The organism is Acinetobacter sp. C32I (assembly GCF_023702715.1).
In the GTDB taxonomy this organism is placed as follows: Bacteria; Pseudomonadota; Gammaproteobacteria; order Pseudomonadales; family Moraxellaceae; genus Acinetobacter.
The window spans coordinates 2,703,769-2,729,466 of record NZ_CP098480.1 but is presented as its reverse complement, the minus strand read 5'-3'; the positions used below and the strand labels follow the sequence as shown (position 1 = coordinate 2,729,466).

The following is a 25,698-nucleotide window of genomic DNA, read 5'->3' as shown; positions in this document are numbered from 1 at the left end:
GACGCAAATCGCAGTGCAGAGCATGCTAATCTACAGAAAAACATCTAATAAGTTCAGAAAGCAGATTGATGCTCATAAGAAATGAGCCTGTAAGAAAGGGAAGAGGGAGAACATCTTGAATCGACAAGATGATAAAAAGGCGATGTTCGATATTATGCCAGCGGATGCAGAAGTCTCAGCTGAGAAACCATCATTATCACGTCGACTGATCAATAAAACATTGCAGCATGCACAGGATGCGGTGGAATTTGCCAGTGATACTTCGCGCAATATTGCGGGGGTGGCAGATGCCGCGCTAGATGCCTTGGATCATGTCACGCATCATACCAAGCGTGGTGTTGAAGGGGTGCGCAATACGGTACGTGATATGGTCACAGAGACCAGTGAAGCGGCACGTCAGGTTGCTTTAGCCATGGCGAGAGCTTCTTTGGGCAAAAGTAGCCTGACCCTGTATTTACCCGAGATGTTGTTGAATAATCAAATTCGCAAGCGAATGGATCGTAGCGAAATTGATGATATTAAAATTGAGTGTGGTAATGACCGCTTCCATATCGAATTGGATGGGCACTATCGTCGTTTTCTGTATCGCCTTTCGCTCGAATTTAATGTGCTTGAATGCCGTATCGGGCAGGAAAAATATTTGCGTCTGCGTCAAGTTGATGAGCATCTTGATTTACAGATTCGTCATGGTGGAACTTTAACTAACTGGGCAGCGCGTCGGGTGGGTAATGTCAGCTTTGAGGTGATTAACTCTTTACCGATCCCATTCCTGATTAATCATTTGATTCGTGATGTGCCTGGCATACAGAAGGAAGGGCATCGTCTTTGGTATATCGATCTGGAAGAAGCGGGTTTTATTGATTTCATTAATAATCGTTCTTGGATGGTGGATAAGTTATTAAACCTGACCGATTTTAGTATTTTACCTGGTTTGAATATTTTGCAAGAAAGTCGTGATTTGGTACAACAATTGGTGGACCAATTTGAGATTCGAGGTTTACGAGTACAATCAGGTCGTTTAGAAGTTCAGGTCGGTATTGGCAGCGAATAAGCAATAAAAAAGCCACTGTCAATGCAGTGGCTTTTTTAGAATTTGGCGTCCCTACGGGGATTCGAACCCCGGTTACCGCCGTGAAAGGGCGATGTCCTAGGCCTCTAGACGATAGGGACATATCTGAGGAAATTTACCTGAGCGTCTTATGTCAAACATATTGATCGCTAGGCCTAAATTCTCGGTAAAGATTTTGTCTTTACTTCTTCCTCGAATTTAGTGGCGTCCCTACGGGGATTCGAACCCCGGTTACCGCCGTGAAAGGGCGATGTCCTAGGCCTCTAGACGATAGGGACGTTTCAGAGGTGGGCGTATATTAGGGTGAATTAGATAGGGTGTCAAACACTTTTCTCAAGAAAATCTAAAAAAAGTGAATGAGTGTCTAAAAATAAGACATATCGCAGAATAAATAATCAAAAATAAGCAGTTAGGCGAAAAAATCATCAAACAAATGGTTTATTGGTAGATATAAAAAATGCAGCTTAAGCTGCATTTTTTCTGAGATTTGATTATTTACGGTTTCGATAGAAAACATAATGACTTAGGTAACATGCTGCAATAAACAGCAAACAACCAATAAAGCCTGCTTGCATCTCAGGATCTGCCGCCATACTCAAACCCGTAATAAAACAGAAGATAAAGCCTAAGATCGGCACAATTGGGTAAAGGGGGGCAGCAAATTTTAAATCTTTTGCTGTATGACCCGCTTTGTACCATTGGCGTCTGAAGTTAAATTGACTCCAGCAAATACTCATCCAGACGATGACCATGGTAAATGCCGCAACACCCAAGAGGTTCTTAAAAATCGTTTCAGGTGCGAAATGCTCGGATAATAGCCCTGGAATCGCACCAAACATGGTCACGACCAGCGCAATGATTGGCGTACCACTTTTTGATAAGCGTGAGAATACACTTGGCAGTTGGCGTTGATCAGACAAAGACCACATCATGCGTGATGCAGCATAGAGACCTGAATTGGCAGCAGAAAGAAGTGCGGTAATAATCACGAAACGGATAATATCATCAGCATAAGGAATACCAATGTAGTTAAATACCGTCACGAAAGGACTGCTACTCACCCCTTCACCGCCTAAGCCTGCGACTTGGAATGGCAGTAGGGCACTGATCACAATGATGGTACCAACAAAGAAAATCAATAAGCGCCAGATCGCAGCATTGATTGCTTTGGGTACATTTTCAGCTGGATCTTTGGTTTCGCCTGCAGCAACACCAATTAATTCGGTACCTGAAAAGGCAAAATTCACAATCAGCATGGTGGTAAAGATTGGGATCAGACCTTGCGGGAACCATCCGTGTGCGGTCAAGTTGTGGAATAAAGGTGCTGACTCATAGCCATTGAATGAGATCAAACCAAAAATTGCCAATAAACCAAGAATAATAAAGGCAATGACCGTTACAACTTTAACCAGTGCAAGCCAGAATTCAGATTCGGCGAACATTCGGGTTGAGGTGAGATTTAACCCCAAAATGGTGACTGCAAAGATAATGGTCCAAATCCACATGGAAATATGCGGAAACCATTCCTGCATCAGCAAGGCCGCAGCGGTAAATTCTGTACCGAGAGTTGCGGTCCACGTGAGCCAGTAGACCCAAGAAATCATATAACCTGTGCCTGGACCAATATATTTTTGAGCGTATGCACCAAAAGATCCAGCAACAGGCATGTGTACAGCAAGCTCACCTAAGCAGAGCATGACCATATAGGCAATTAAACCACCTAATACATAGGCAATAATTGCGCCCACAGGGCCGGTTTGAGCGATAACTTCACCAGAACCTAAAAATAAACCTGTACCGATTGCACCGCCTAAAGAAAGCATAACTAAATGGCGAGTGCTCATGGCACGTTTTAATGTTTTTGATTCTGAATGCGTATTCGAGTTGGAAGATTGCATACGACAATTTGTCCAAGCATAGAGAAGCGGCTATTTTATGGAAAATTCGAAAATGTGCAATCTGATTGAGAAAGATTGTGAGAAAAATATAATTATTAGATAAGAATATGGCGTCCCTACGGGGATTCGAACCCCGGTTACCGCCGTGAAAGGGCGATGTCCTAGGCCTCTAGACGATAGGGACAGATGAGGCAACACATAAAACACTAAAATCTAGCTTTCATCCCGGTCACGTGTTGTGATTTCGAGAATCTGGTGGAGCCAAGCAGGATCGAACTGCTGACCTCTACAATGCCATTGTAGCGCTCTACCAACTGAGCTATGACCCCAGAATGTGTGAGCGCAATATTAGGGGGGATGCGCTCACACGTCAATCATTAAACTGAATTAAGTCTCACTATTTGCATCATTTTTCGGCAATTTTAGTGATTCATTTAGCTTTTCCCAAACTTTCAGCTCTTTCTTGCTTGGTCCACCAACAAGTTCTAGGGCATGACGTAAACGTGCAAAAGTCAAATCAGGGCCGAGAGTGACCATTGCTTGCATGACCGGTGTTGAACTGGTCGAACCTGCAATCGCAATAAAGAAGGCTGGCATGAAATCACGTAATTTGATTTCCATCTGATTCGCCAAGTCCATCAAGGTTTGGCTGACCGTGTCATTGTTCCAAGTGAACTGACTTTCTAAGCGCCAAATCGCAAATTGTAAGCTTTGACGAACTTGTTCTTCGGTCAATTTTTTGCTTTCGAACTGTTCTTTGCTGATTTGTGGCATATGGTTGAAGTAAAAACCAGCCCAATTCACGGCTTCAGAGAGTAAATTGATACGCGGTTGGATCGCAGCAGCAATATCTTCAAGGGTTTGGCGATCACTTTTCCATGCCAATAAACGGTCTAGAAGTTGCCCAGGTGTCAATCCTTTGATCCACTGACCATTAAGCCAGTTGAGTTTTTCAACGTCAAAGATTGGGCCACCCAGTGAAACACGTTGTACATCAAAGTTTTGGATCATGTCTTCTAGGGTGAATACTTCACGTTCATCAGGCATTGACCAGCCCATACGACCTAAATAATTTAATAACGCTTCTGGTAAAACACCAATATCACGATAGTAGTTGATTGAGGTCGGATTCTTGCGTTTCGACAGTTTTGACTTATCTGGGTTGCGTAATAGTGGCATGTGGCACAGGGTAGGCATGTCCCAACCAAAATATTGATACAGCAATTGATGCTTTGGTGCAGACGGTAACCACTCTTCACCACGCAATACATGGGTGATTTCCATTAAATGGTCGTCGACCACATTGGCAAGATGATAGGTTGGTAAACCATCTGTTTTGAGCAGCACTTGCATATCGACTTGTGCCCAAGGAATTTCCACTTCACCACGAAGTAGATCATTGATTTTGCAAATCCCTTCTTCTGGTACTTTCATGCGAATCACATGCGGTTCAGAGGCAGCGAGACGACGTTGTACTTCTTCTTGTGAGAGTTTTAAACCACGACCGTCGTATTTCGGTGTTTCACCACGCGCTTGCTGTTCAGCACGCATTTGATCAAGTTCTTCTGCGGTTGCGAAGCAATAAAAAGCATGGCCTTTTTCAACCAGATCCAAGGCGTATTGCTTATAAATCCCCATACGCTCTGATTGGCGATAAGGTGCATGTGGACCACCCACATCTGGACCTTCTGACCAGTTCAAACCTAACCAGCGTAAAGAATCTAAAATCATTTTTTCAGATTCAGGTGTTGAGCGAAGTTGATCCGTATCTTCAATACGTAAAATAAATTCACCGCCGTGCTGTTTGGCAAAACATAGATTAAATAACGCAATATAAGCTGTGCCTACGTGTGGAAAACCTGTAGGAGACGGCGCAATACGGGTACGAACTTTCATAAATGATCGGAGCTTAAATTTAAATTGAAATGATTATAACGAAAAAGCCTAGTCACAGCATGACTAGGCTTGATTTAAATATGTGAAGGGGCACATATTTAAAATTTAAGAGGTATGCGGTTGGAATATGGTTTGAACGAAACGTGAGAAACGCTCATGTTGGCTGGCAAAGAAGGTTTGTGTCGGTGTAGTACGAATCGTATTCAGCATTTTTAATTCATCATCTGTCGATGGCAACATGCTGGTGTTGCGTTTTTGCTGATCAAGCGCTTTAACAATCAGGCTTGAAGAAGATTTATCAATGTTTTTTATGTTATTGCTTTCTTTGATTGCCGCTGCATGTCCCATTTGAACAGAAGCTGCTAGAAATAAGCTTAAGCTGAGTGCTTTTTTCAATTTTAATGCTCGCATTGCTCACATCCCCTTCATGATTTTGAGTCTACAAGACTAACCAAACAACTATAGTATTGCTTTAATAATACGATTTAAACATAAATCTTAATAAAAAAGTATAACTACGTCACACTTTTTACAAAAATATTAAAATTTGACACATGTTGCCATGTATTTATAGCAAAGTGGCTACTTTGTATACAAGTAAAATTTAGCAAGCAAATGTGTAGAAAAAGTGGAGAATGATAATTTTTCTCATTTTAGCTGCAAAATATAAGAAATTACAGTGAAAATGTCATTCTAGCTGCTCAGAGGCATATCTAAAAAATAGCATAGCAACTCATATATTGATATAACTATATGATTGTAAAATATTTTCAAGTAAATATAGTGAACACAAACGGGGTGGAATGAGAAAGAATAAATGAAAACTGTCATCGCAGCAGCATTGTTGGCATTGGGCTTAAATGGCGTGGCACAAGCAGCAACTACTTTTTTAAACGTGTCTTATGATCCAACACGTGAGTTTTATCAAGAATATAATCAGGCTTTTGGTCAGTATTGGAAAAAAAGAACAGGACAAGATGTTGACTTCAAACAGTCGCATGGTGGTTCAGGTAAACAGGCACGTTCAGTCATCGATGGTTTGCAGGCAGATGTGGTGACTTTGGCCTTGGCCAATGATATTGATGAAATTGCCAATGCAGGTTTAATTCGTAAAGACTGGCAAAAACAATTTAAAGACAATTCAGCACCATACACTTCAACAGTGGTGTTCTTGGTACGTAAAGGTAATCCAAAGAATATTCGTGACTGGAATGACTTGACCAAGCCAGGTGTTGAAATCATTACTCCGAACCCGAAAACAGGTGGAGCACCACGCTGGATTTATTTGGCGGCATGGGGGTATGCACTTAAACAACCGGGTGGTAATGATGCGAAAGCTCGTGAGTTGGTGAAAAAGCTTTATCAAAATGTCAAAGTTTTGGATTCAGGGGCACGTGGTTCATTAACGACGTTTGCTGAGCGGGGCATTGGTGATGTGTTGTTGTCTTGGGAAAATGAGGCATTATTGGCAACTCAAGGACTAGGTAAAGATAAGTATGAAATTGTGTATCCATCAATTTCAATTTTGGCAGAGCCTTCAGTTGCGATTGTTGATAAAACCGTCGATAAAAATGGCAATCGTCAGTTAGCACGTGGTTATTTAAACTTCCTGTATTCACCATTAGGACAGGATTTGGCTGCGAAATATTATTTCCGCCCGCGGAATCCTCAAGTCGCTGCAAAATATGCGCAACAATTTCCAAAAATTCAGCTCTTCAAAATTAATGATGTGTTTGGTGGATGGGCAAAAGCACAAAAAACCCATTTTGTGAATGGTGCGATATTTGATCAGATTTATGCAGAAAAACCATAAATCAGCGCTGTAGGTAGCACATCACTAAAATTGAAAAAGCAAATACTTACCGTATTTGCTTTTTTATTGACTGAAAAATGATGAAAAAACGGTTTTATCTATGAAAAGTTAAGAATTCTCTACAAAAAGTCGTTTGGTGCTGACATAAAACAAGGTGATAATGTGCAGTTACATTTTCAGCTGTTGATTCATTTCTTATGTCGCATATTTCTGTCTTACTTCATGAAACCGTTGATGGCGTATTGGCAGGTCGCGATACTGGTATTTTTGTTGATGCGACCTTTGGTCGTGGTGGACATACCAAGCTATTACTGTCCAAATTAGATGCCAATGCACGTGTCTATGCCTTTGATAAAGATCCACAAGCCCTTGAAGTTGCAGCACAATTAGAACAAGAAGATTCGCGCTTTAAAATCATTCATGCCAGTTTTGCCGATATTCAAACAGAACTTAACAACATTGGCATCACTGAAGTGGATGGGATCATGGCTGATCTTGGAGTTTCATCACCACAACTCGATCAGGCAGAACGTGGTTTTAGCTTTATGCAAAGCGGGCCACTGGATATGCGGATGGACAATTCGCAAGGTCCAACAGCTGCAGAATGGTTACTTGAAATTGAAGAAGAAAAACTGGCAAATATTATTTACCAATATGGTGAAGAACGTTATAGCCGCCGTATTGCCAAAGCGATTAAACTGGCGGGTGAAATGACTACAACTGCACAACTGGCAGAAGTCGTTAAAACAGCACATCCAAAGTGGGAAAAGCATAAACATCCTGCAACGCGAACCTTCCAAGCGATTCGCATTGCCATTAACAAAGAACTTGATGATATCGAGAGCTTTTTACCGCAAGCTGTCAGCTTATTAAAAGCAACGGGGCAGTTGGCCGTGATTAGCTTTCATTCTTTGGAAGATCGTTTAATCAAGCAGTTTATCCAAAAAGAATCGAGCTTACCTGAAGATTCGGGTTGGGGCATGCCTCAAGCACAGGTAGATACTCGACGTTTAAAGAAAGTCTCTCGTATTCGTGCGAGCGAAGCAGAAGTAAAAGCAAATCCTCGTTCACGTAGTGCATGGTTACGTGTGGCAGAGCGTTTAGAGCAAAAAGGCTGAGAATGAACAACAACAATGATGATGACATGATATCAAGCAGCAGAAAGGGACTGAAAAAGATTGCGGTTTATGCTGTACTCGTTGCACTGGTGTTCGCTAGTGCAATGATGGTGGTATTTCAGGTGTTTGAATATCGTCATGATTATCGTGACTTGAGTGCATATATGCGTGAACGAGATGATCTAAACGCAGAATGGGGGCGTTTACTGATTGAGCAGCAAACCTTTGGGGCAACTGCCCAGATCGGTTCGCGTGCAGTGACGCAACTCCGTATGTTCTCACCACCAGCGACGCAAACGGTTGTGATTTCTTTACCTATGACTTCAAAGCAAGATAAATAAGGCATGCTGTATGGCAGATAAGCGAAGCAAACCAATACGAAAAAAACAGCAGTCCATTTCTGAAAGACCGACCCTTGCTTTGGATATGTGGCGATTTTACTTGCTTTGGGGCACCGTGCTGCTGTGCTTTGTGGTACTGATTGCGCGGGCATTCTATGTGCAAGTGGTCAATAAAGACTTTCTGCAAAATAAAGCCAATGCCAATATTCTGCGGACGGAGCGACTGGAGGCAATGCGTGGGGTGATCAGTGATCGCCATGGTGTTCCTTTAGCGATTAGTACGCCGATCATGAAAATCGTGATTGATCCAAGAGATTACTGGGAGACGAAGCAGCAATTTGATGAAATTACGGCTGAGCTGAAAAAAGATCCGAATAACCGTAAATTAAAACGCCAATTGCCTGATAAAAATTTAAACCTTGATGAATTGGCGGATGCTGTTGGGGTTGATCGTGCAGATTTGAAAAAGCAAATGCAGGCGCGCCCACGCTCACGTTATTTGGTGTTGCAAAAAGAAATTCCACCGCAGCAAGCAGACTTGATTACCAAGCGCAATTTCCAAGGTGTTTACGCCGAGAAAAGTTATAAACGCTACTATCCGCAGCCGCAACCGAATGCCCAGATTATTGGTTTGACCAATAGTGAAGGAATGGGGATTGAAGGCTTGGAAATGCAACTGAATAAACAGTTGTCAGGTGTCGATGGCGAGCAAAAAATTATTCGAGATAAAAAGGGCAACCGCCTCAAAGTTTCTGAAGTCATTAAAGAAGTCGAGTCGGGTGAAAACATCACCCTGAGTATCGACTCACGTTTACAATATATTATGTACCGTGAATTGACTGCGGCAGGTGTGGCCAATAATGCCCGCTCAGCAACAGCGATTGCGGTGGATGTCAAAACGGGTGAAATTTTGGCGATGACCAGTTGGCCTTCGTATAACCCGAACGATAAAAATGGTCTCAGCAATAAAGATGCGATGCGTAACCGTGGCGCAATTGATATGTTTGAGCCAGGTTCAACCATGAAACCCTTTACCGTGGCTGCAGCTTTGGAAAGTGGTAAATATACCCCAAATAGCATCGTCAACACGTCACCGGGTTCAATGCGTTTAGGTTGGCATACCATTCGTGATACACATAACTATGGTGCTTTAACCGTTTCAGGCGTGATTATTAAATCTTCGAACGTGGGTTCGGCTAAAATCGCCCTATCTCTACCAAAGGATACCGTACCTTCGTTCTTTAGACGTGCGGGCTTTGGTCATCGTTCGGCGGTGAAGTTCCCGGGTGAAAGTGCAGGCCTGCTCTATTCAGGCGATAAGCTCAATCCATCTCAGTTAGGGACTATGGCCTATGGTTATGGTTTGAATGCAACGATTTTGCAGGTTGCACAAGGCTATGCCATGTTGGCCAATCATGGTGTGCAAATGCCATTGAGCTTGCGTAAGTTAGACAAAGCCCCTGAAGGTACGCAAGTTTTGGCCCCTAAAATTGCGGATCAAGTCCTCACGATGCTTGAACAAGTGACCATGCCAGGCGGAACCGCGAAACAGGCGGTAATTCCAGGTTATCGTGTCGGCGGTAAAACAGGGACAGCCCATAAGTTGCGTGCAGACCGTAAAGGCTATTCAAACAGCGAATATCGTGCACTGTTTGCAGGGGTCGCACCCATTAGCGATCCTCGTTTAGCGATGATTGTGGTGGTTGAAAACCCACAAGGTCGCTACTACGGTGGCTTGGTTGCAGCACCCGTATTTGCACGTATTATGCAAGAGTCCTTACGTTTACTGAATGTGCCTTTAGATAAGCCACTTGATACTTCTATAAAATCCAATCCGTAGGTAGATTATGTCGATTCGTTTTCAACAGATACATCCGATCAACATCGATGCGGCTTGGTATACACAGCCTTTTCAGGGCTTTTGTCTAGACAGTCGTAAGGTTGAGCAAGGGCAAATTTTTATTGCACTGAGCAGTTATAGCCAGCCTGAAAAAACGCGTCAGTTTGCCCAGAATGCCATAGATGCTGGGGCATTGGCGATCATTAGCGAGACTGCTTTGGGTTTTGAGAATGAATGGGTCTGTCCAGATGTGCGTTATTTGATGGGCGAATGGCAAAAGCAATATTTGCAGGCAGTTGATCCGGTACAGCCCTTGCGCGGAATCGCGGTCACGGGAACCAATGGTAAAACCACGATTTCCCGTCTGATTGCAGAATTGGTCAGTTCACAAGGCAAGGGCTGTGCGGTGATGGGAACCACGGGTAATGGGATTCTGCCAAATTTAACCCCATCAACACATACCACTTTGGACGCTTTACAATTACAACAAGCCTTACATGGCTATGCTAAACAGGGCGCGGGCTTTGTCGCACTGGAAGCCAGCTCCCATGGTTTAGAACAAGGCCGTTTGAACGGTTGTGAGCTTGAAATTGCGGTATATAGTAATTTAAGTCGTGATCATCTGGATTATCACGGGACTTTGGAGGCTTATGCAGAAGCAAAAGCCCTATTGTTTAAATTTACGACATTAAAAGCGGTTGTCATTAATCTAGATGATGCGCATGCACAACTGATGTTGGATGCTGCAAAGGCGAACCCAGCACAACCTCAAATTTTGACTTATTCCTTAACCCAAGCGACGGCGGATTATCATATTGCCGATTTACAGTATCGCCTGAGTGGGGCAAGTTTTAGCCTGATCAGCCCGACAGGTTCATACACAGTACAAAGTCCATTGCTTGGTCATTTTAATGTTGAGAATTTATTGGCAAGTTTGATTGCGGCTGAATTTGCCGGTTTTAGCTTGGCTGATTTAGTCCAGTTTGTACCTCAACTGCAAGGTGCACCGGGTCGTATGCAAGTCATCCAAGATGCGGAGCGTCTATTTGTGGTGGATTATGCACATACACCTGATGCCTTGATTCAGGTATTGACGACATTAAAGCGTCATGTCACGGGGCAGCTGTGGGCGGTATTTGGTTGTGGTGGAGACCGTGATCGTGGCAAGCGTCCATTGATGACGCAGGCTGCACTTGATCATGCCAATCCTGTGATTCTCACCTCAGACAATCCACGCACTGAAAATCCTGAACAGATTTTTGCAGACATGAAACACGGGATTCACTTTGCGGAACATGGGATGCATGAAATCCATGATCGTCGTGAAGCGATTAAATTTGTGGTCGCACAAGCTCAAGCGGGTGATATTGTGGTGATTGCAGGTAAGGGACATGAAAACTATCAAGAGATTGATGGTGTTCGTCACTGGTTTGATGATGTGGTTGAGGTGCAGTCTGCGATTGCTGCACAGCCACATTCTGTCGATTCAGCATATTCTGCACAATAAGCTTAAAAGGTAAATAAAGCATATGCATACTTCAACCACCAGTACCGTTCCATTACAAGCTTGGACCGCAGAACAATTACAACAAGCGACCCAAGGCGAGTGGTTTCAGCACAATATTCCACAAGGTGAAATTAAACGTATTTTAACCGACTCACGTCATGCCGAAGCAGGAGATGCTTTTCTTGCCTTAAAAGGTGAGCGTTTTGATGCGCATAATTTTGTCGCGCAAGTCGCGAAGCAAGGTTGTCAAATTGCCATTGTCGAACATCCTGTTGATGCGGATATTGCACAGTTGATCGTAAAAGATACCCGTCTGGCGTTGGGGCAGCTCGGTGCTTATCGCCGTCAACAGAATTCACAACTCAAAGTGATTGCTTTGACAGGCAGTAGTGGCAAAACCACCACCAAAGAAATGTTGGGTAGTATTTTATCTGGTTTGGCACCGACCTTAATTACCCGCGGCAACCTGAATAATGATTTGGGCGTGCCGATGATGTTGCTTGAGCTACGTCCTGAACATCAATATGCTGTGATGGAGTTAGGGGCGAGCCATCAAGGTGAAATTGATTACACCTCGAATTTGGTGCAGCCGCATGTGGCAGGCATTTTGAATATCGGTACCGCACATCTGGGTGAGTTTGGTGGACGCGAGGGCATTTGCCGCGCTAAATCAGAAATCTATGCGCATATTCTGCCTCAAGGCACTGCAATTGTCCCTGCGCAGGATGATTTTTCTGAAACGATCCGTGAGAATGCGCAAACACATTCAATGCTGAGTTTTGGTGAGGGGGGGGATGTCTTTACGACAGATGTGCAATTACATCCTCAATCAGCACAATTTAATTTACACACCCCACAAGGCAATCGTGCGGTAAATTTACCATTTGCAGGTGCACATAATGTCCAGAATGCCACTGCAGCGACTGCATTTGCACTCGCGCTTGGTATTGCTTTGGATGATATCGTGCATGGTCTGGAGCGAGCGCAAGGGGCCAAAGGTCGATTAAACTTTATTCAACATCACAATCACCTGTTTATTGATGATACCTATAATGCCAACCCAACTTCAATGCGCGCAGCAGCAGAGGTTTTGTTGCAGCAGCAAGGCTTAAAAGTCATGGTGATGGGCGATATTGGGGAGCTCGGTGACAGTAGCTGGCAAGAGCATCATGATCTCGGCCGAGACTTGGCATCGTTACCTTTAGAGCATCTAGTTGTCGTCGGTGAATTCGCTGAAGCAGCGCAACAAGGTTCATCTCATTCAGAAAAGTTACATGCCTTTGCCTCTCAAACAGAAGCATTACCGTTTTTAATTAATTTAGTCCAAACACATCAACCCCAGTCAATGAGTTTCCTGTTTAAAGGGTCTCGTTATACCCATATGGAAACGTTGATGGCTGACTTGATGGAGAAAATTTAAATGTTGTTATGGTTATTTGAACAATTGGCGGACTATAACAGTTCGTTTCAAGTTGTTCGTTATTTAACATTGCGCTCTTTATTGAGTTTGCTGACGGCCTTGACGATCGGACTGGTGTTAGGCCCAGTGATGATTCGTAAATTACAAGCATTAAAATATGGTCAAGCGGTGAGCTCTTTTGCGCCTGAAAACCATGCCAAGAAAATGGGGACACCCACCATGGGCGGGATTTTAATCCTACTTTCGATTGGAATTAGTACCTTGCTATGGGCGGACTTATCCAATCCCTATGTCTGGATTGTACTGGGCGTTATGGTAGTATTTGGTGCAGTAGGATGGGCGGATGACTGGATTAAAGTCCGCTATAAAGACAATGCCGGTTTGCCAGCACGCAAGAAATTTTTCTGGACTTCAGTGGCTTCTTTGGGTGCAGGTATTGCGTTGTATGTGATTGCAAAACAACAAGACAGTGCAGAACATACCGCGAATATGTTGGACTTATTGATTCCATTCTTTAAAAACCTCTCCATTCCACTCTCAGCAATACCCTTAGGTTTGGCATTTATCGGATTCACTTATCTGGTGATTAATGGCGCATCCAATGCGGTCAATTTGACCGATGGTCTAGATGGCTTGGCGATTATGCCGATCGTGATGGTGGCAGCAGGTCTAGGTGTATTTGCTTATTTATCTGGTGATATCCGTTTTGCCAATTATTTGCATATTCCTTATGTTAAATATACCTCTGAGCTGGTGGTGATCTGTTCGGCGATGGTCGGTGCGGGTTTGGCCTTCCTTTGGTACAATGCACATCCAGCCCAAGTCTTTATGGGTGATGTGGGCGCCTTGGCACTTGGTGCAATGCTTGGTACGATTGCGGTGATGGTTCGTCAGGAAATCGTATTTGCCATTATGGGCGGTGTGTTTGTGATGGAAGCGGTTTCGGTGTTCTTGCAGATCGGTTCATTACGGATGCGCAATAAGCGTGTATTCTTGATGGCTCCTTTACATCATCATTATGAAAAGCAAGGCTGGAAGGAAACACAAGTGGTGATTCGTTTCTGGATCATTACCATTTTCCTCGTGGTATTGGGCTTAATGACGCTAAAATTACGTTAAACCAAGATTCAAAAAAGAAGCTGGTGATCACCAGCTTTTTTTATGTTTGGAGAAAATAGATGAGTTTGTTGATGTGTCCTGTTTGTCGCCAATCATTGAATTTGGTTGCGAATTCTTGGCAGTGTGAAAAAGGACACCATTATGATGTAGCCAAACAGGGCTATGTCAATTTGCATGTGGTTCAGCATAAGCATAGTAAAAGCCCTGGAGACACGCCAGAGTCGGTATTGGCACGGCGTGAGTTTTTGCAGGCCGGTTTTTATCAGCCCTTACAACATGCAGTTGTGGCCTTGTTACAGCAATTGCAACCCAAGGCAGTCTTGGACATCGGTTGTGGTGAAGGCTATTACACCAGTGCCATGCAAGCATATATCCAACACTGTATTGGTGTTGATATTGCCAAAACAGCGGTACAACGTGCGGCAAAGTTAAATAACAAGGTAACTTGGGTGGTGGGAACAGGGGCGACATTGCCAGTTCAGGATCATGCATTGGATATATGCACCAGCTTGTTTAGTCCAATTCCGCAAGATGAAATTGTGAGAGTGTTGCGCGATGACGGCTACTTAATTGTGGTGACCCCTGCACCAAAACATCTCTATGATTTGCGTGAAGCCCTCTTTGAGCAAGTCAATTTACATGAGCCGGAGAAGTTTGTGCAGCAACTGGATGCTCAGTTTGAGTTAAAGCAAGCCCAGATTGTTGAAGCAGCAATGCAGTTGGATCAGCAAGCGTTAAAGAATTTAATTGCGATGACGCCTTATGCCTACAAAGCCAATCCTGAGCGGCGTAAAGTCTTAGAGCAGGCACAGCGCTTTGCGGTGACCGCAGCCTTTCAAATTTATCTGTTTCAGAAAAGAAAGAAGCCATCAATGTGATGGCTTCTTTTTTATTTACTGAATTTGATTGATCAAATGCTCAATCCCGTCCTTTTCTTTCGGTGGCGATGTTGGGCTTGGTGAATTTGACCCCATGGCTGGTGGTTGCTTTTTAGCAGGTACAATCGGCTGTTCGTCAGTTGATGATGTTGTTCCAGGGAGGTCTGAAAAATCATTTTGTACTGAACGTGTTGGCGCAGGTGGTGCAGGACGATATAGTGGACGAGCCAATGGTGGAGAGGCGCGATATTCTTTTTTATCTTCGCTTTGCTGAATCTGCAATTTATCACGAGAGATCGGATCTTTGGCTTCTTTATCCAAACGTACCCAGGCAGATGGGGTATCTTTTAAAGAGTTCCCCATAAAGTTGGTCCAGATTGGAAGTGCAGCAACACCACCGTATTCACGACGACCCAGTGTGCGGGGTTGGTCAAAACCAACCCAAGCAATTGCGACTAGCTTGCCATTAAAGCCAGCGAACCATGCATCTTTGGCATCATTGGTTGTCCCTGTTTTACCACCTAAGTCATCACGACCAATTTTTAAGGCTGCTCGACCTGTACCGTGCTGAATTACATCACGTAAAATGTTAGCCATGTCGTAAGCTGAACTAGATTTTAAGATACGTTGAGCTTGGCGATAATCGCTGTTGGTTTTTGCAGTTTGTGCTGCATCAGCCGTGAGCATTTGTGCTTCAGATGCTGCACTTGTCTCATCTAAACTTTGGTTGGTGATCTCTGTAACTTGCGTTTTAGATTGATCTTTGTCTGTATTAGCAGTTTGTTGTTCAGTATTCGTATTTTTGTCGCTAATACATGGGATACATGCATATTCAGGCTTCGCCTCATAAATGACTTTACCTGATGCATCTTCAATGCGCTTAATGAAGTGTGGCTGAATACGGTAACCACCATTGGCAAAGGTGGCATAGCCTGTTGCCATTTGAATTGGTAATACCTGTGGTGTACCGAGGGCAATGGTATAGTTACGTGGAATTTGATCGTCTTGTAGACCAAAATCCATAAATAATTGACGAGTACGCTCGATTCCAACGTTTTGTAATAAACGCACAGAAACAGTATTTCGAGATAAATAAAGTGCACGACGTAAAGGAATCATACCCAGATAACGACCATCTGAGTTTCTTGGAGACCACTTCCCAATGGTAATAGGACTGTCATTGACCATGCTATAAGGGGTCATACCACGCTCTAAAGCCAGTGCATAGACAAAAGGTTTAATGGTCGAACCTGGTTGTCTCCAACCTTGGATAGCGCGGTTAAACTTGGATTGATAAAAGTTATATCCCCCAACAACGGCCTCAATTGCACCATCATTTGGATTAATGGCAATCAGTTGTCCTTGAACTTTCGGCACTTGAACCAAAGACCACACTGTTTTGCCTTCATTCGGGCGTAGGCGAATAATGTCTTTGACTTTGACAATTTGTGAGGCATTCGATGGTGCACCACCAACACTATTGGCGTTGCGATAAGGACGAACCCATGACATGCCAGACCAATTCACGGTAACGGTAGAACCATCTTGCATTAAGGCATCAAAAGAGTTGTTGTTGACCTTGATGACTTGTGCTGGGTAGGTGTTGGCATAAGCCAAAAATTGCTTTAAAGGTTTGTCGTGTGCTTCAGGGCCGCGCCAACCATGACGACGATCATAAGCTTCTAAGCCATCTTGAATGGCTTGCTCCGCATAACGCTGGCGTTTGCTATCAATGGTGGTGTAGACCTTATAGCCTGAATCAACCGCTTGTTCGCCAAAATGTTCAACCAGCTCTGAACGCACCATTTCCCCGACATAGGGAAATACATTGCTTACTGAGCGATCGACCATATTCAGATTGATCGGTTCTGCGACGGCTTGTTGATATTGATTTTGGTTGATATAGCCGAGTTGTAGCATGCGGCCTAAAATCCAGTTGCGGCGTTCAAGAGCACGTTCTGGATTCACGACGGGATTATATTTTGATGGTGCTTTAGGTAGGCCTGCGATCATCGCCATTTGTGCAGTGCTGAGTTCATTAAGGTTTTTGTTGTAATAGATCCGTGCTGCTGCTGCAATCCCATAAGCATTTTTACCTAAGAAGATTTTATTGACGTAAGCGGTTAGAATTTCCTGTTTTGTTAAGTTTTGCTCGATTTTACGTGCTAGAAATACTTCTGTTAGTTTGCGTCGAAGCGTTCGGTCTGGACTTAAATAATAGTTTTTCGCTACCTGCATGGTAATGGTCGAGCCCCCAGTTTGGACATCAGACCCTGTAACAGATTCAGTCAGTGCTCGCCCAAGCCCTTTGAAACTAATGCCATTGTGCTCAAAAAAGGATGAGTCTTCCGCTGCCAGAAATGCATGGATAAAGGACGGAGGGATCTGTTCATACTTAACAGGAATGGATAATTTTCCGCCATATTCCGCAATTAACTGATCATCTGTCGTATAGACTTGCAATGGTTTTAGTAAAGGCGCTTTTTTGAGTGAACTCATATCTGGCAGCGAAGGTGCAAGATAGAGATACATGCCATAAAATCCCATTGGAAGTGAGACTAAGATAATAATAACGATCAAAAAAAATGGGCGAACAATACCAGAACTGGATAGCTTTTTCATAATAAGTAAGTTTTAATAAGAGCGAATGGCAAACTAATTGTGGTCAGTATATCCTTTAGACATGCGGATTGTTAGATGAGTTATTGTATCCGTAGCAATTAAAGACCAAAACAAAATTAGTGTGTTGTATTTTTGGGGATAAAAAAATAAATAGGAAAGTACTGTGCTCAGGTTATATCGTAAACCAAATAAGGGGTTAGTGGGTGTCGATATTAGTTCGACAACTGTTAAGTTATTGGAGCTCTCTGTAAAGAACGGTAGATATTGGGTTGAAAGTTATGCGGTGATGCCATTGCCTGAAAGCAGTGTGGTGGAAAAAAGCATACTGAATCCAGAGGCGGTAGGTGATGCACTTGAGAGAGTCGTCAACCTTGCGAATCCTCACACCACCAATGTCGCGATTGCAGTGCCAACATCGATGGTCATTAACAAGATCATTGAGATGGATGCTGACATGACGGATGAAGAGCGTGAAGTTCAAATCCGTATGGATGCTGAGCAATACATTCCGTTCCCATTAGATGAAGTAAGTCTTGATTTTGAAGTTTTACCTGATCGCCTAGCGAATCCAAATCGGGTCAATGTCCTCTTGGTTGCAACACGCACCGAGAATGTCGATACACGTGTTGAAGTCTTGGAACTGGCGGGCTTAACAGCAAAAATTGCTGAAGTTGAAAGTTATGCCATGGAGCGTGCATTCAGTGTATTTGCTGATACGCTGCCAATGGGTGCAAATACGGTGGGGATCTTAGATATTGGCCATACCATGACCACCCTTTCGGTGATGCAAAAAGGCAAGATCATCTATACGCGTGAGCAAGTGTTTGGCGGTCGTCAACTGACTCAAGATGTACAGAGTCGCTATGGACTATCATTTGAAGAAGCGGGTCGTGCGAAGAAAGAACGCACCTTGCCAGATGATTACGATACCGAAGTGCTTGAACCCTTCTTGGATGCAGTGGTTCAACAAGCAGCACGTTCACTGCAATTCTTCTTTTCGTCTTCTCAATTTAATGAAATTGATCATATTTTGCTGGCGGGCGGGAATGCCAATATTCCAGGTCTAGCCAAGTTATTACAACAAAAGCTCGGTTATCGGGTCACCATTGCCAATCCATTCCTACAAATGGGTTTTTCTTCTCAAATTGATATTAAAAAAATTGAAAACGATGCTTCCTCTTTGATGGTGGCATGTGGTTTGGCATTGAGGAGTTTTGATTAATGGCAAAGATTAACTTACTCCCTTGGCGTGATGAGCTAAGAGAACAACGAAAGAAACAGTTTGTCGCATTTTGTGTTGCGGTGGCTGTATTAGGGGTTGCATCGGTATTTTCGGGGTGGATGTATTTTGATCATAAACTCGATGATCAGGAACAAGCCAATCAACTGATTGTGAGTACCAACCAAAACTTGGATACACAACTTAAAGCACTAGACGGTCTGCAAGAACGCCGTAATGCCATTATTGAGCGTATGAAGCTGATTCAAGGTTTACAGGGACAACGTCCAATTACGGTTCGTTTGGTCGATGAATTGGTTCGGGTCACCCCTCCAACCATGTACTTAACCAAGTTTAGCCGTACTGGAGATAAATTCTCGATTGAAGGCAAAGCTGAAAGTCCAAATACCGTGGCTGAGCTGTTACGTAATTTAGAGGCTTCTCCTTGGTATCGTAATGCCTTTATGAACTCTTTCCTTGCTGTAGATGAAAACAGCAATAAAGACAAAGCAGCAACCTCGTTGGTGCCTCGTGTAGAGGAAAATTATGGCAGTTTTGTGGTCACTGTAGATTTAGGTGAAATCGGGACAACAGCGGAAGTTGCAGCAACGTCAGAAGCAGCGGCATCAGGGGTAGTCGGGGTGACAAAATGAAGTTAGATAAAGCTGATGATTTAAATCAAGACACCGTTGCTGTAAAGAAAAAGAAAATGACGGTGGATCAGTTCTTCCAACAGTTCAACACGTTGGATATGAATAATTATGGCAGTTGGCCGTTGTCGGTCAAAATCACCTGCTGGATTTTCGTATTCTTGGCAGTTGCTGCATTAGGTTATTTTGTGGTGATTAAGTCACAACTTGAATCGATTGCAAATGCTCAAGCACAGGAACAAAGTTTGCTGAATGAGTTTAGAGAAAAAGACTCAAAATTAAGGAACTTGCAACAATATCAAGCGCAATTACAAGAAATGGAAGCGAACTTTAATCAGCAGTTAGAACAGTTGCCAAAAGAAACTGAAATTCCAAGTTTAGTTGAGGATATTAACTTAACCGGTGTGAACTCTGGACTGAAATTTAAAAATATCCGTCTAGAAAGTGAAGTGAAGCAAGAGTTCTTTATTGAGCAGCCGATTAGTATTGATGCGACAGGTGATTATCATGCTTTTGGTGCTTTTGTTACAGGGATTGCCGCTCTACCACGTATTGTAACTCTGCATGATTTCACGGTTGAAGCGAAAGAAGACACACAGAAAAAATCTGATATTCCTGTGGTGAACTATACCGTTAAAGCAAAAACCTATCGTTATGTTGGAACGGATGAGCAAATAAATAATGCTGCAGGTACACCAGCCGCACAAGCAGCAACTACTCCACCTGCGCAAGGAGGAAAATAGTAGTGAATAATTATAAATTATTACTGGGTTTTTTGATTGGGGCGAGTTTGGTAGGGTGTGATTCTCGTATTGATGCGGTGAATCAGCAGATGGCTGAAATTCGTAATCAGCCACCATTACCAATTGAGCCAGCACCAGTCTTCACGCCAGTACCCTTGTTTAACTATGCGGCGCATCAGCTTAAAAGTCCATTTATGCCAAGTTCTTTGGCGGCTGAATTGAGGATTATGGCGGGTAAGCGAGTTTATCCGAACTTTAATCGCCAGCCACAACCCTTAGAGAGTTATGCGCTGGAATCATTGAACATGAAGGGCAGCATGCGTGGCAAAACCAGTAATACCATTGCCTTGATTCAAACGCCAGATGGTCAAATTGAAAGGGTGCAAGTTGGTAGTTATTTGGGTATGAACCAAGGGCGTATTATTAAAATTAGCCCGACTCAGATTGATTTGGTGGAGATTGTACCTGATGGACGAGAAGGTTATGTCGAGAGACCTCGTACACTCGTTTTAATTGGGCCAGCGCCGTAAGATTAAGGGAATAACAATGAAAAAACAGTTTAAAGATTCTTTATTTGGGGAAGCGAAGACCATGAATCATGCATTCCGTCAATTTTCTATGGGTGCTGTTGCGATTGCGGTGATGCAAGTGGCGTCAGCGCAAGTGAGTATGACTAATATTGTACCGATGAGTTTGGCCGATCAAGGCACGGAAATTCGTGTAATGTTTAATGGCCTTCCACCACAACCGCAAGCTTATCAGTTAGAGCAACCGTCGCGTTTGATTTTAGATTTTGATAAAGCGCAACAAAGCTTAAAACAAAACTCGATTCCAGTATCAACTGCTGAAGCGAGCTCGATCGACATTGCATCAGATGATCAACGTTCACGTGTAATAGTCAACCTAAAAGATGCAGGTGCGTTTACCACACGAGTTGAAGGTAATACATTTGTACTGAAAATTAACTCAGCCAAACCTGCTGCGATAAATACGCCTGCTGCCACAGCGCGTCAAGTACAGCAAGGCGTTTCCAATATTGGTTTCCAGCGAGGGAATCAAGGTGAAGGCTTGGTTGTGATTGATTTGCTCGGGAATAACACACCCGTCGATGTACAACAACAAGGCAGTAAAATTGTAGTGCGTACGGCAGGGAATAAAATTCCGACTCATTTAGCGCGTCGTTTAAATACCAATGATTTCGCAACTCCTGTTGCAAGTATTGATGCTTATAATGATAAAGGCAATGGCGTGATTACCATTCAATCTGCAGGTAGCTATGAATATATGGCCTATCAAGCAGAGAATAAACTCACTATTAGTCTAAAACGCCCTGAAGATAAATCACCAACAAAAGCCAAGACACAAGCTTATACGGGTAATAAGATTTCATTAGATTTCCAAGATATTGAAGTACGCCGTGTATTACAGTTGCTGGCTGATTTTACTGGCATTAATATGGTCGCAGCGGATACGGTTCAGGGTAATATTACTTTGCGACTTAAAGATGTTCCTTGGGATCAAGCACTTGATATTGTGCTAAAAACCAAAAGTCTAGATAAGCGTCGCAATGGTAATGTAATCTGGATTGCGCCTGTTTCAGAACTGATTAAGTCAGAGGAAGAGGAGGCTAAGGCCTTAGCCCAGAGTATCAAGTTAGCTCCTCTACAAACGGAGTACATTACATTAAGCTATGCGAAAGCAGTTGAAATTGAAAAACTAATCACCCAAGGAAAAAATAATAATAGTAACAATAGTTCAGGTTTAAGTGGAAATGATACATTGGCCGGAGGATTATTGAGTCCACGTGGAACTGTGTCAGTTGATCCACGGACGAATACTTTAATTGTAAATGATACTTCGCAGAAAATTGATCAGATTCGTAAGATGGTTGACTTACTTGATGTGTCAGTTAAACAGGTGATGATTGAGGCACGTATTGTCAGTGCTAGTACCGATTTCACTAAAGAAATGGGGGTAAAGTGGGGAATCTTGTCTCAAGGGATTAGCAATAATAATGATCTCTTAGTGGGGGGGAGTGATACGACATTATGGAATTTACGAGATCCTCAAAAAGGTGATAATGGGGGTTGGAAATATGAAATTGAACGACCAGATAATCTGAATGTGGATTTGGGGGCGGTAACACCAGGAGCGAGCCGTATAGCTTTTGGTTTGATCAGTCTTTCTGACTTTATGCTTGACCTAGAGTTATCTGCAGTACAAGCAGATGGTTATGGTGAAGTTATTTCAACACCAAAAGTAATGACTGCTGATAAGCAAGCTGCAAAAATTGAATCAGGAACAAAAATTCCATATGCATCTTCTACAGGTGGTGGTGCTAGTGCTGTTCCTAAAACAGAATTTATCGATGCGACTTTAAGCTTGGATGTGACGCCAAGTATTACGCCTGAAGGTAAAGTCATGATGAAACTCAACATTACCAAAGATTCACCGAGTAACCCAACGCCAACAGGCCAGTTGACGATAAATAAAAATTCGATTGACACTAATGTGCTGGTGGATAATGGTGAAACAGTGGTTTTAGGTGGTATTTTTGAGCAAGAAAATATTAACTCACAAACTAAAGTACCATTCTTGGGTGATATTCCTTACTTAGGTAAATTATTCCGTAGAGAACGAAAAACTGATAATAAACGTGAACTGCTTATTTTTGTGACACCGAGAATTGTTAATGACACTTTGACCAGAAATCATTAATATATTTTCAATAATTGCAATGAATATAGGTGGCGCGTTGCCAAGCAAAGCGTTTGAAACCCTACCAAATGTTTATTTGGTAGGGCCGATGGGGGCAGGAAAAACAACAGTTGGCCGACATTTAGCAGAATTGTTAGGTCGAGATTTTATTGATAGTGATCATGAAATTGAACGTAAAACAGGTGCGACTATTCCTTGGATTTTTGAAAAGGAAGGTGAAGTCGGATTTCGTTTACGTGAAACCAATGTTTTAAATGACTTAACCTCACGCCCATTATTGGTACTGGCGACGGGTGGTGGTGCTGTTACTCAACCGAAAAATCGAGAATTTCTAAAACAACGTGGCATTGTTGTTTATCTTTATACGCCTGTAGAGCTGCAACTACAGCGAACCTACCGTGATAAAAATCGCCCATTATTACAAGTCGAAAATCCAGAGCAAAAATTACGTGATCTCTTGGCAATCCGCGATCCTTTGTATCGTGAGGTTGCGCACTATATTATTGAAACAAATCAAGGCGCAGCGCGAGATTTAGCGCAACGTATTTTGCACGTTATTTTATCTAAACAAGTTTAAGTCGTTTCTGGTTGGTCTAAGTTTATGCAAACGTTACATGTTGAGTTAGGTGATCGTCGTTATCCGATCTATATTGGCAGTCATTTAGATCCTAAAAGCTTACTTGAGCCCTATCTACACGGCCGACAAGTCATGTTGGTGTCCAATACAACGGTTGCGCCACTCTATCTACAACATTATCTCAATGCTTTAACCCAATTGGATAAACAGGTTGCACAGTGCATCTTGCCAGACGGCGAAAAATATAAAGATATGCAGCATCTAAACTTGATTTTTGATGCTTTGCTGGAAGCGGGCTTTAACCGCGACTGTACGGTATTGGCGCTAGGTGGGGGCGTGATTGGGGATATGGCAGGTTTTGCATCGGCTTGTTTCCAGCGTGGTGTGAACTTTGTACAAGTGCCCACCACTTTATTATCACAAGTGGATTCCAGTGTCGGTGGTAAGACGGGAATTAACCATCCCTTAGGTAAAAATATGTTGGGGGCTTTCCAGCAACCACAAGTGGTGCTTGCAGATATGGCCCAACTGGATACCTTGCCTGATCGTGAATTGTCTGCTGGTTTGGCTGAAGTGATTAAATATGCCTTGCTTGGCGATGTTGATTTCTTGGTTTGGTTGGAGCAAAACATAGATGCCTTAGTTGGGCGTGATGCAAACTTACTGGCTGAAGCAGTCTTTCGTTCATGTGCGCATAAAGCACGTATCGTGGCCAATGATGAAAAAGAACAGGGTGAGCGTGCGTTGCTTAATCTGGGGCATACTTTCGGTCATGCAATTGAATCCTATCTAGGTTATGGCACATGGTTACATGGTGAGGCGGTAGCAACAGGAATGGTGATGGCGGCAGATTTGTCGCAGCGTTTAGGTTGGATCTCTGCGGAAGATCTGCAACGTACAAAAAATATCATTCAACGTGCTCATTTACCGATATCATGTCCGAAAATTCCATTAGATGAATTCTTGGCTTATATGTCGCACGATAAAAAAGTCTTAAATGGTCAATTACGCTTGGTTTTATTGAAGAAATTAGGGCAAGCCGTGATTACCAAGGACTTTGATGTTGAGCTGATGAAACAATCTATTCTTGCAAATCAATCTGCATAATTAATCATTTGGGAAAAGCATGGCTGTATCACGATCAATTTGGCAAAATATTCAACAATATAGCTGGCTCGTTTTTGCTGTGGCGTGTTTAATTGCTGCATTGATATTCTGGGGCGTGACGGATAGTAAGGCGCTCGTGAAAGAACAACAGCCAACTGAAAATGAAACTCAGGCCCAGATTCAGATTCAACCTGAAACAGTTGCAGCCACGACACATTTAGGTGCTCTCTCAGATGAAGTTAAGCCTTTGGATTTGACCACGCGTGTCGTGGTTTCCAATGAGCATGCACCTGAATTCCGTGGCACCAAATTTATTAAAGAGAATCAGCGCCAATGGACCATGGAAATTTTCCGTAGTTCAGATGAGGCGATTGTTAAAAACTTTTTGTTAAACCGTGAAGACCGCAGAAAGTTTGTGTATTTTCGCTTGAGTGGTGAAGATCAGGTTGAGCAATATGTGCTTGCGTATGGTGTGTTTGGTAGTGCTGAAGATGCAAGTCGCCAATTTGCGCAATTGAATTTGGCCTTACCTGAATCCATTCAACCTACCGCTCACCAGCTATCTAGTTATGCTGCCTTGGTCAATGATTTGGGTTCTGATGAAATGAAATCGGCAACCAATCAGCTCTATGCTGTGCAATTAAGACCTGCTGCATTGCCTCGCGTAGATGAAAGTTTATTGATTGGAACAACATCGACCTCAAGCAGCGCGCGTAGCACAGATACATCGAGTACGGTTAAAACTACAGTCACACAGCGTGATGCGCAGGGTAATGTGGTGAATGTAAAACAAACTCAATCTGCACCGAAACCACCAGCAACTGCTGAAAAAATAAAAGAAAATTCAGATGCTTCTAAGCGTGAAGTGAGTGACCCCTTTAATTAAAATTGCACCATTAGTGTGCATCAATGGTTCTTTTTATAGCACCATGATAGTTTTTGGTGCATTTTTGTGCGCAAAAATGAGCTTATCCTCCCTTATATCTTGATGTTATTTTAACTTTTTTAATGATTTAGTAAAAACATGCCTATATGGCATGTTTTTTGCTTTTTTGTGGTGCTAATTTGTCTGCTCATTGCCCTGTTTTGTGCTAAACAGTTCATTAATTGGGTGAAATGGAAAGTTTTTGTGCTTTACAAAGCTAGGTGAAGGTGTAATAACT

Annotated in this window: 20 protein-coding genes, 4 tRNA genes and 1 pseudogene; 17 read left to right on the top strand and 8 right to left on the bottom strand. The window is 43.0% G+C overall.

Annotated features, from left to right (window positions below; genetic code table 11):
* The first annotated feature begins 115 nt into the window (after positions 1 to 115).
* A complete protein-coding gene (locus tag NDN13_RS13050; RefSeq protein WP_502799542.1) occupies positions 116 to 1,051 on the top strand; it encodes a hypothetical protein in 936 nt (311 codons plus the stop codon).
* Positions 1,052 to 1,094: 43 nt separating this feature from the next.
* On the opposite strand, the gene NDN13_RS13045 is transcribed toward NDN13_RS13050, so the two are convergent.
* The 7 genes from NDN13_RS13045 to NDN13_RS13015 all read right to left on the bottom strand — a co-directional run bounded on the left by NDN13_RS13045 (position 1,095) and on the right by NDN13_RS13015 (position 5,211).
* Positions 1,095 to 1,170, bottom strand: a tRNA-Glu gene (locus NDN13_RS13045).
* Between the two features lie 101 nt (positions 1,171 to 1,271).
* Positions 1,272 to 1,347 (bottom strand) — tRNA-Glu (locus NDN13_RS13040).
* A 213-nt stretch (positions 1,348 to 1,560) separates the two neighbouring features.
* Positions 1,561 to 2,967, bottom strand: a complete 1,407-nt coding sequence (locus NDN13_RS13035; protein WP_251115756.1) for an amino acid permease — start codon at positions 2,965 to 2,967, stop codon at positions 1,561 to 1,563.
* Between the two features lie 108 nt (positions 2,968 to 3,075).
* A tRNA-Glu gene (locus NDN13_RS13030) sits at positions 3,076 to 3,151 on the bottom strand.
* 69 nt (positions 3,152 to 3,220) lie between these two features.
* Positions 3,221 to 3,296 (bottom strand) — tRNA-Ala (locus tag NDN13_RS13025).
* A 58-nt stretch (positions 3,297 to 3,354) separates the two neighbouring features.
* Entirely contained in the window at positions 3,355 to 4,863 is a 1,509-nt protein-coding gene (gene gltX, locus NDN13_RS13020) for a glutamate--tRNA ligase (protein ID WP_251115755.1), read from the bottom strand.
* A gap of 105 nt (positions 4,864 to 4,968) precedes the next feature.
* Positions 4,969 to 5,211, bottom strand: a complete 243-nt coding sequence (locus NDN13_RS13015) for a DUF4179 domain-containing protein (protein ID WP_436898510.1) — start codon at positions 5,209 to 5,211, stop codon at positions 4,969 to 4,971.
* 469 nt (positions 5,212 to 5,680) lie between these two features.
* On the opposite strand from NDN13_RS13015, the gene NDN13_RS13010 reads away from it, so the two are divergent.
* From NDN13_RS13010 to NDN13_RS12975, 8 genes and pseudogenes are all read left to right on the top strand, one after another.
* The gene (locus tag NDN13_RS13010) at positions 5,681 to 6,676 is read left to right on the top strand and encodes a sulfate ABC transporter substrate-binding protein (protein ID WP_251115753.1); all 996 of its coding nucleotides are present in this window, start codon (positions 5,681 to 5,683) and stop codon (positions 6,674 to 6,676) included.
* 197 nt (positions 6,677 to 6,873) lie between these two features.
* Positions 6,874 to 7,794, top strand: a complete 921-nt coding sequence (gene rsmH / locus NDN13_RS13005; RefSeq protein WP_251115752.1) for a 16S rRNA (cytosine(1402)-N(4))-methyltransferase RsmH — start codon at positions 6,874 to 6,876, stop codon at positions 7,792 to 7,794.
* A gap of 2 nt (positions 7,795 to 7,796) precedes the next feature.
* A complete protein-coding gene (gene ftsL / locus NDN13_RS13000) occupies positions 7,797 to 8,135 on the top strand; it encodes a cell division protein FtsL (RefSeq protein WP_251115751.1) in 339 nt (112 codons plus the stop codon).
* Positions 8,136 to 8,145: 10 nt separating this feature from the next.
* Positions 8,146 to 9,979, top strand: a pseudogene (gene ftsI / locus NDN13_RS12995) (penicillin-binding protein PBP3).
* A gap of 3 nt (positions 9,980 to 9,982) precedes the next feature.
* The gene (locus NDN13_RS12990; RefSeq protein ID WP_251115750.1) at positions 9,983 to 11,482 is read left to right on the top strand and encodes a UDP-N-acetylmuramoyl-L-alanyl-D-glutamate--2,6-diaminopimelate ligase; all 1,500 of its coding nucleotides are present in this window, start codon (positions 9,983 to 9,985) and stop codon (positions 11,480 to 11,482) included.
* A 22-nt stretch (positions 11,483 to 11,504) separates the two neighbouring features.
* Entirely contained in the window at positions 11,505 to 12,902 is a 1,398-nt protein-coding gene (locus NDN13_RS12985; protein WP_251115749.1) for a UDP-N-acetylmuramoyl-tripeptide--D-alanyl-D-alanine ligase, read from the top strand.
* Positions 12,903 to 14,021 carry a phospho-N-acetylmuramoyl-pentapeptide-transferase gene (gene mraY, locus NDN13_RS12980; RefSeq protein ID WP_251115748.1) on the top strand — a complete coding sequence of 373 codons (1,119 nt, stop codon included), beginning with the start codon at positions 12,903 to 12,905 and terminating at the stop codon, positions 14,019 to 14,021. It abuts the gene before it with no gap.
* A 59-nt stretch (positions 14,022 to 14,080) separates the two neighbouring features.
* Entirely contained in the window at positions 14,081 to 14,899 is an 819-nt protein-coding gene (locus tag NDN13_RS12975; protein ID WP_251115747.1) for a putative RNA methyltransferase, read from the top strand.
* Between the two features lie 15 nt (positions 14,900 to 14,914).
* Here the strand turns inward: NDN13_RS12975 and ponA are convergent, their stop codons facing one another.
* A complete protein-coding gene (gene ponA, locus NDN13_RS12970) occupies positions 14,915 to 17,521 on the bottom strand; it encodes a penicillin-binding protein PBP1a (RefSeq protein ID WP_251115746.1) in 2,607 nt (868 codons plus the stop codon).
* A gap of 163 nt (positions 17,522 to 17,684) precedes the next feature.
* Between ponA and NDN13_RS12965 the strand changes: the two genes are divergently transcribed.
* From NDN13_RS12965 to NDN13_RS12930, 8 genes are all read left to right on the top strand, one after another.
* A complete protein-coding gene (locus NDN13_RS12965; RefSeq protein ID WP_004657415.1) occupies positions 17,685 to 18,743 on the top strand; it encodes a pilus assembly protein PilM in 1,059 nt (352 codons plus the stop codon).
* On the top strand, positions 18,743 to 19,393 hold the full coding sequence (locus NDN13_RS12960) for a PilN domain-containing protein (RefSeq protein ID WP_251115745.1): 651 nt from the start codon (positions 18,743 to 18,745) through the stop codon (positions 19,391 to 19,393). The genes NDN13_RS12965 and NDN13_RS12960 overlap by 1 nt, the downstream gene beginning before the upstream one ends.
* Positions 19,390 to 20,133: a type IV pilus inner membrane component PilO gene (locus NDN13_RS12955; RefSeq protein ID WP_251115744.1), complete on the top strand. Its 744-nt coding sequence runs from the start codon at positions 19,390 to 19,392 to the stop codon at positions 20,131 to 20,133. Before NDN13_RS12960 ends, NDN13_RS12955 begins: the two co-directional genes overlap by 4 nt.
* 2 nt (positions 20,134 to 20,135) lie before the next feature.
* Complete coding sequence (locus tag NDN13_RS12950) at positions 20,136 to 20,663, top strand: pilus assembly protein PilP (RefSeq protein ID WP_251115743.1); 528 nt, start codon at positions 20,136 to 20,138, stop codon at positions 20,661 to 20,663.
* A gap of 61 nt (positions 20,664 to 20,724) precedes the next feature.
* Entirely contained in the window at positions 20,725 to 22,851 is a 2,127-nt protein-coding gene (locus tag NDN13_RS12945; RefSeq protein WP_251118231.1) for a type IV pilus secretin PilQ, read from the top strand.
* Positions 22,852 to 22,870: 19 nt separating this feature from the next.
* Entirely contained in the window at positions 22,871 to 23,428 is a 558-nt protein-coding gene (gene aroK, locus NDN13_RS12940; RefSeq protein WP_004657425.1) for a shikimate kinase AroK, read from the top strand.
* 24 nt (positions 23,429 to 23,452) lie between these two features.
* Positions 23,453 to 24,535: a 3-dehydroquinate synthase gene (aroB, locus tag NDN13_RS12935; RefSeq protein WP_251115742.1), complete on the top strand. Its 1,083-nt coding sequence runs from the start codon at positions 23,453 to 23,455 to the stop codon at positions 24,533 to 24,535.
* A gap of 19 nt (positions 24,536 to 24,554) precedes the next feature.
* Positions 24,555 to 25,421, top strand: coding sequence for a hypothetical protein (locus NDN13_RS12930; RefSeq protein WP_251115741.1), 867 nt, complete (start codon positions 24,555 to 24,557; stop codon positions 25,419 to 25,421).
* Positions 25,422 to 25,698: the final 277 nt, after the last annotated feature.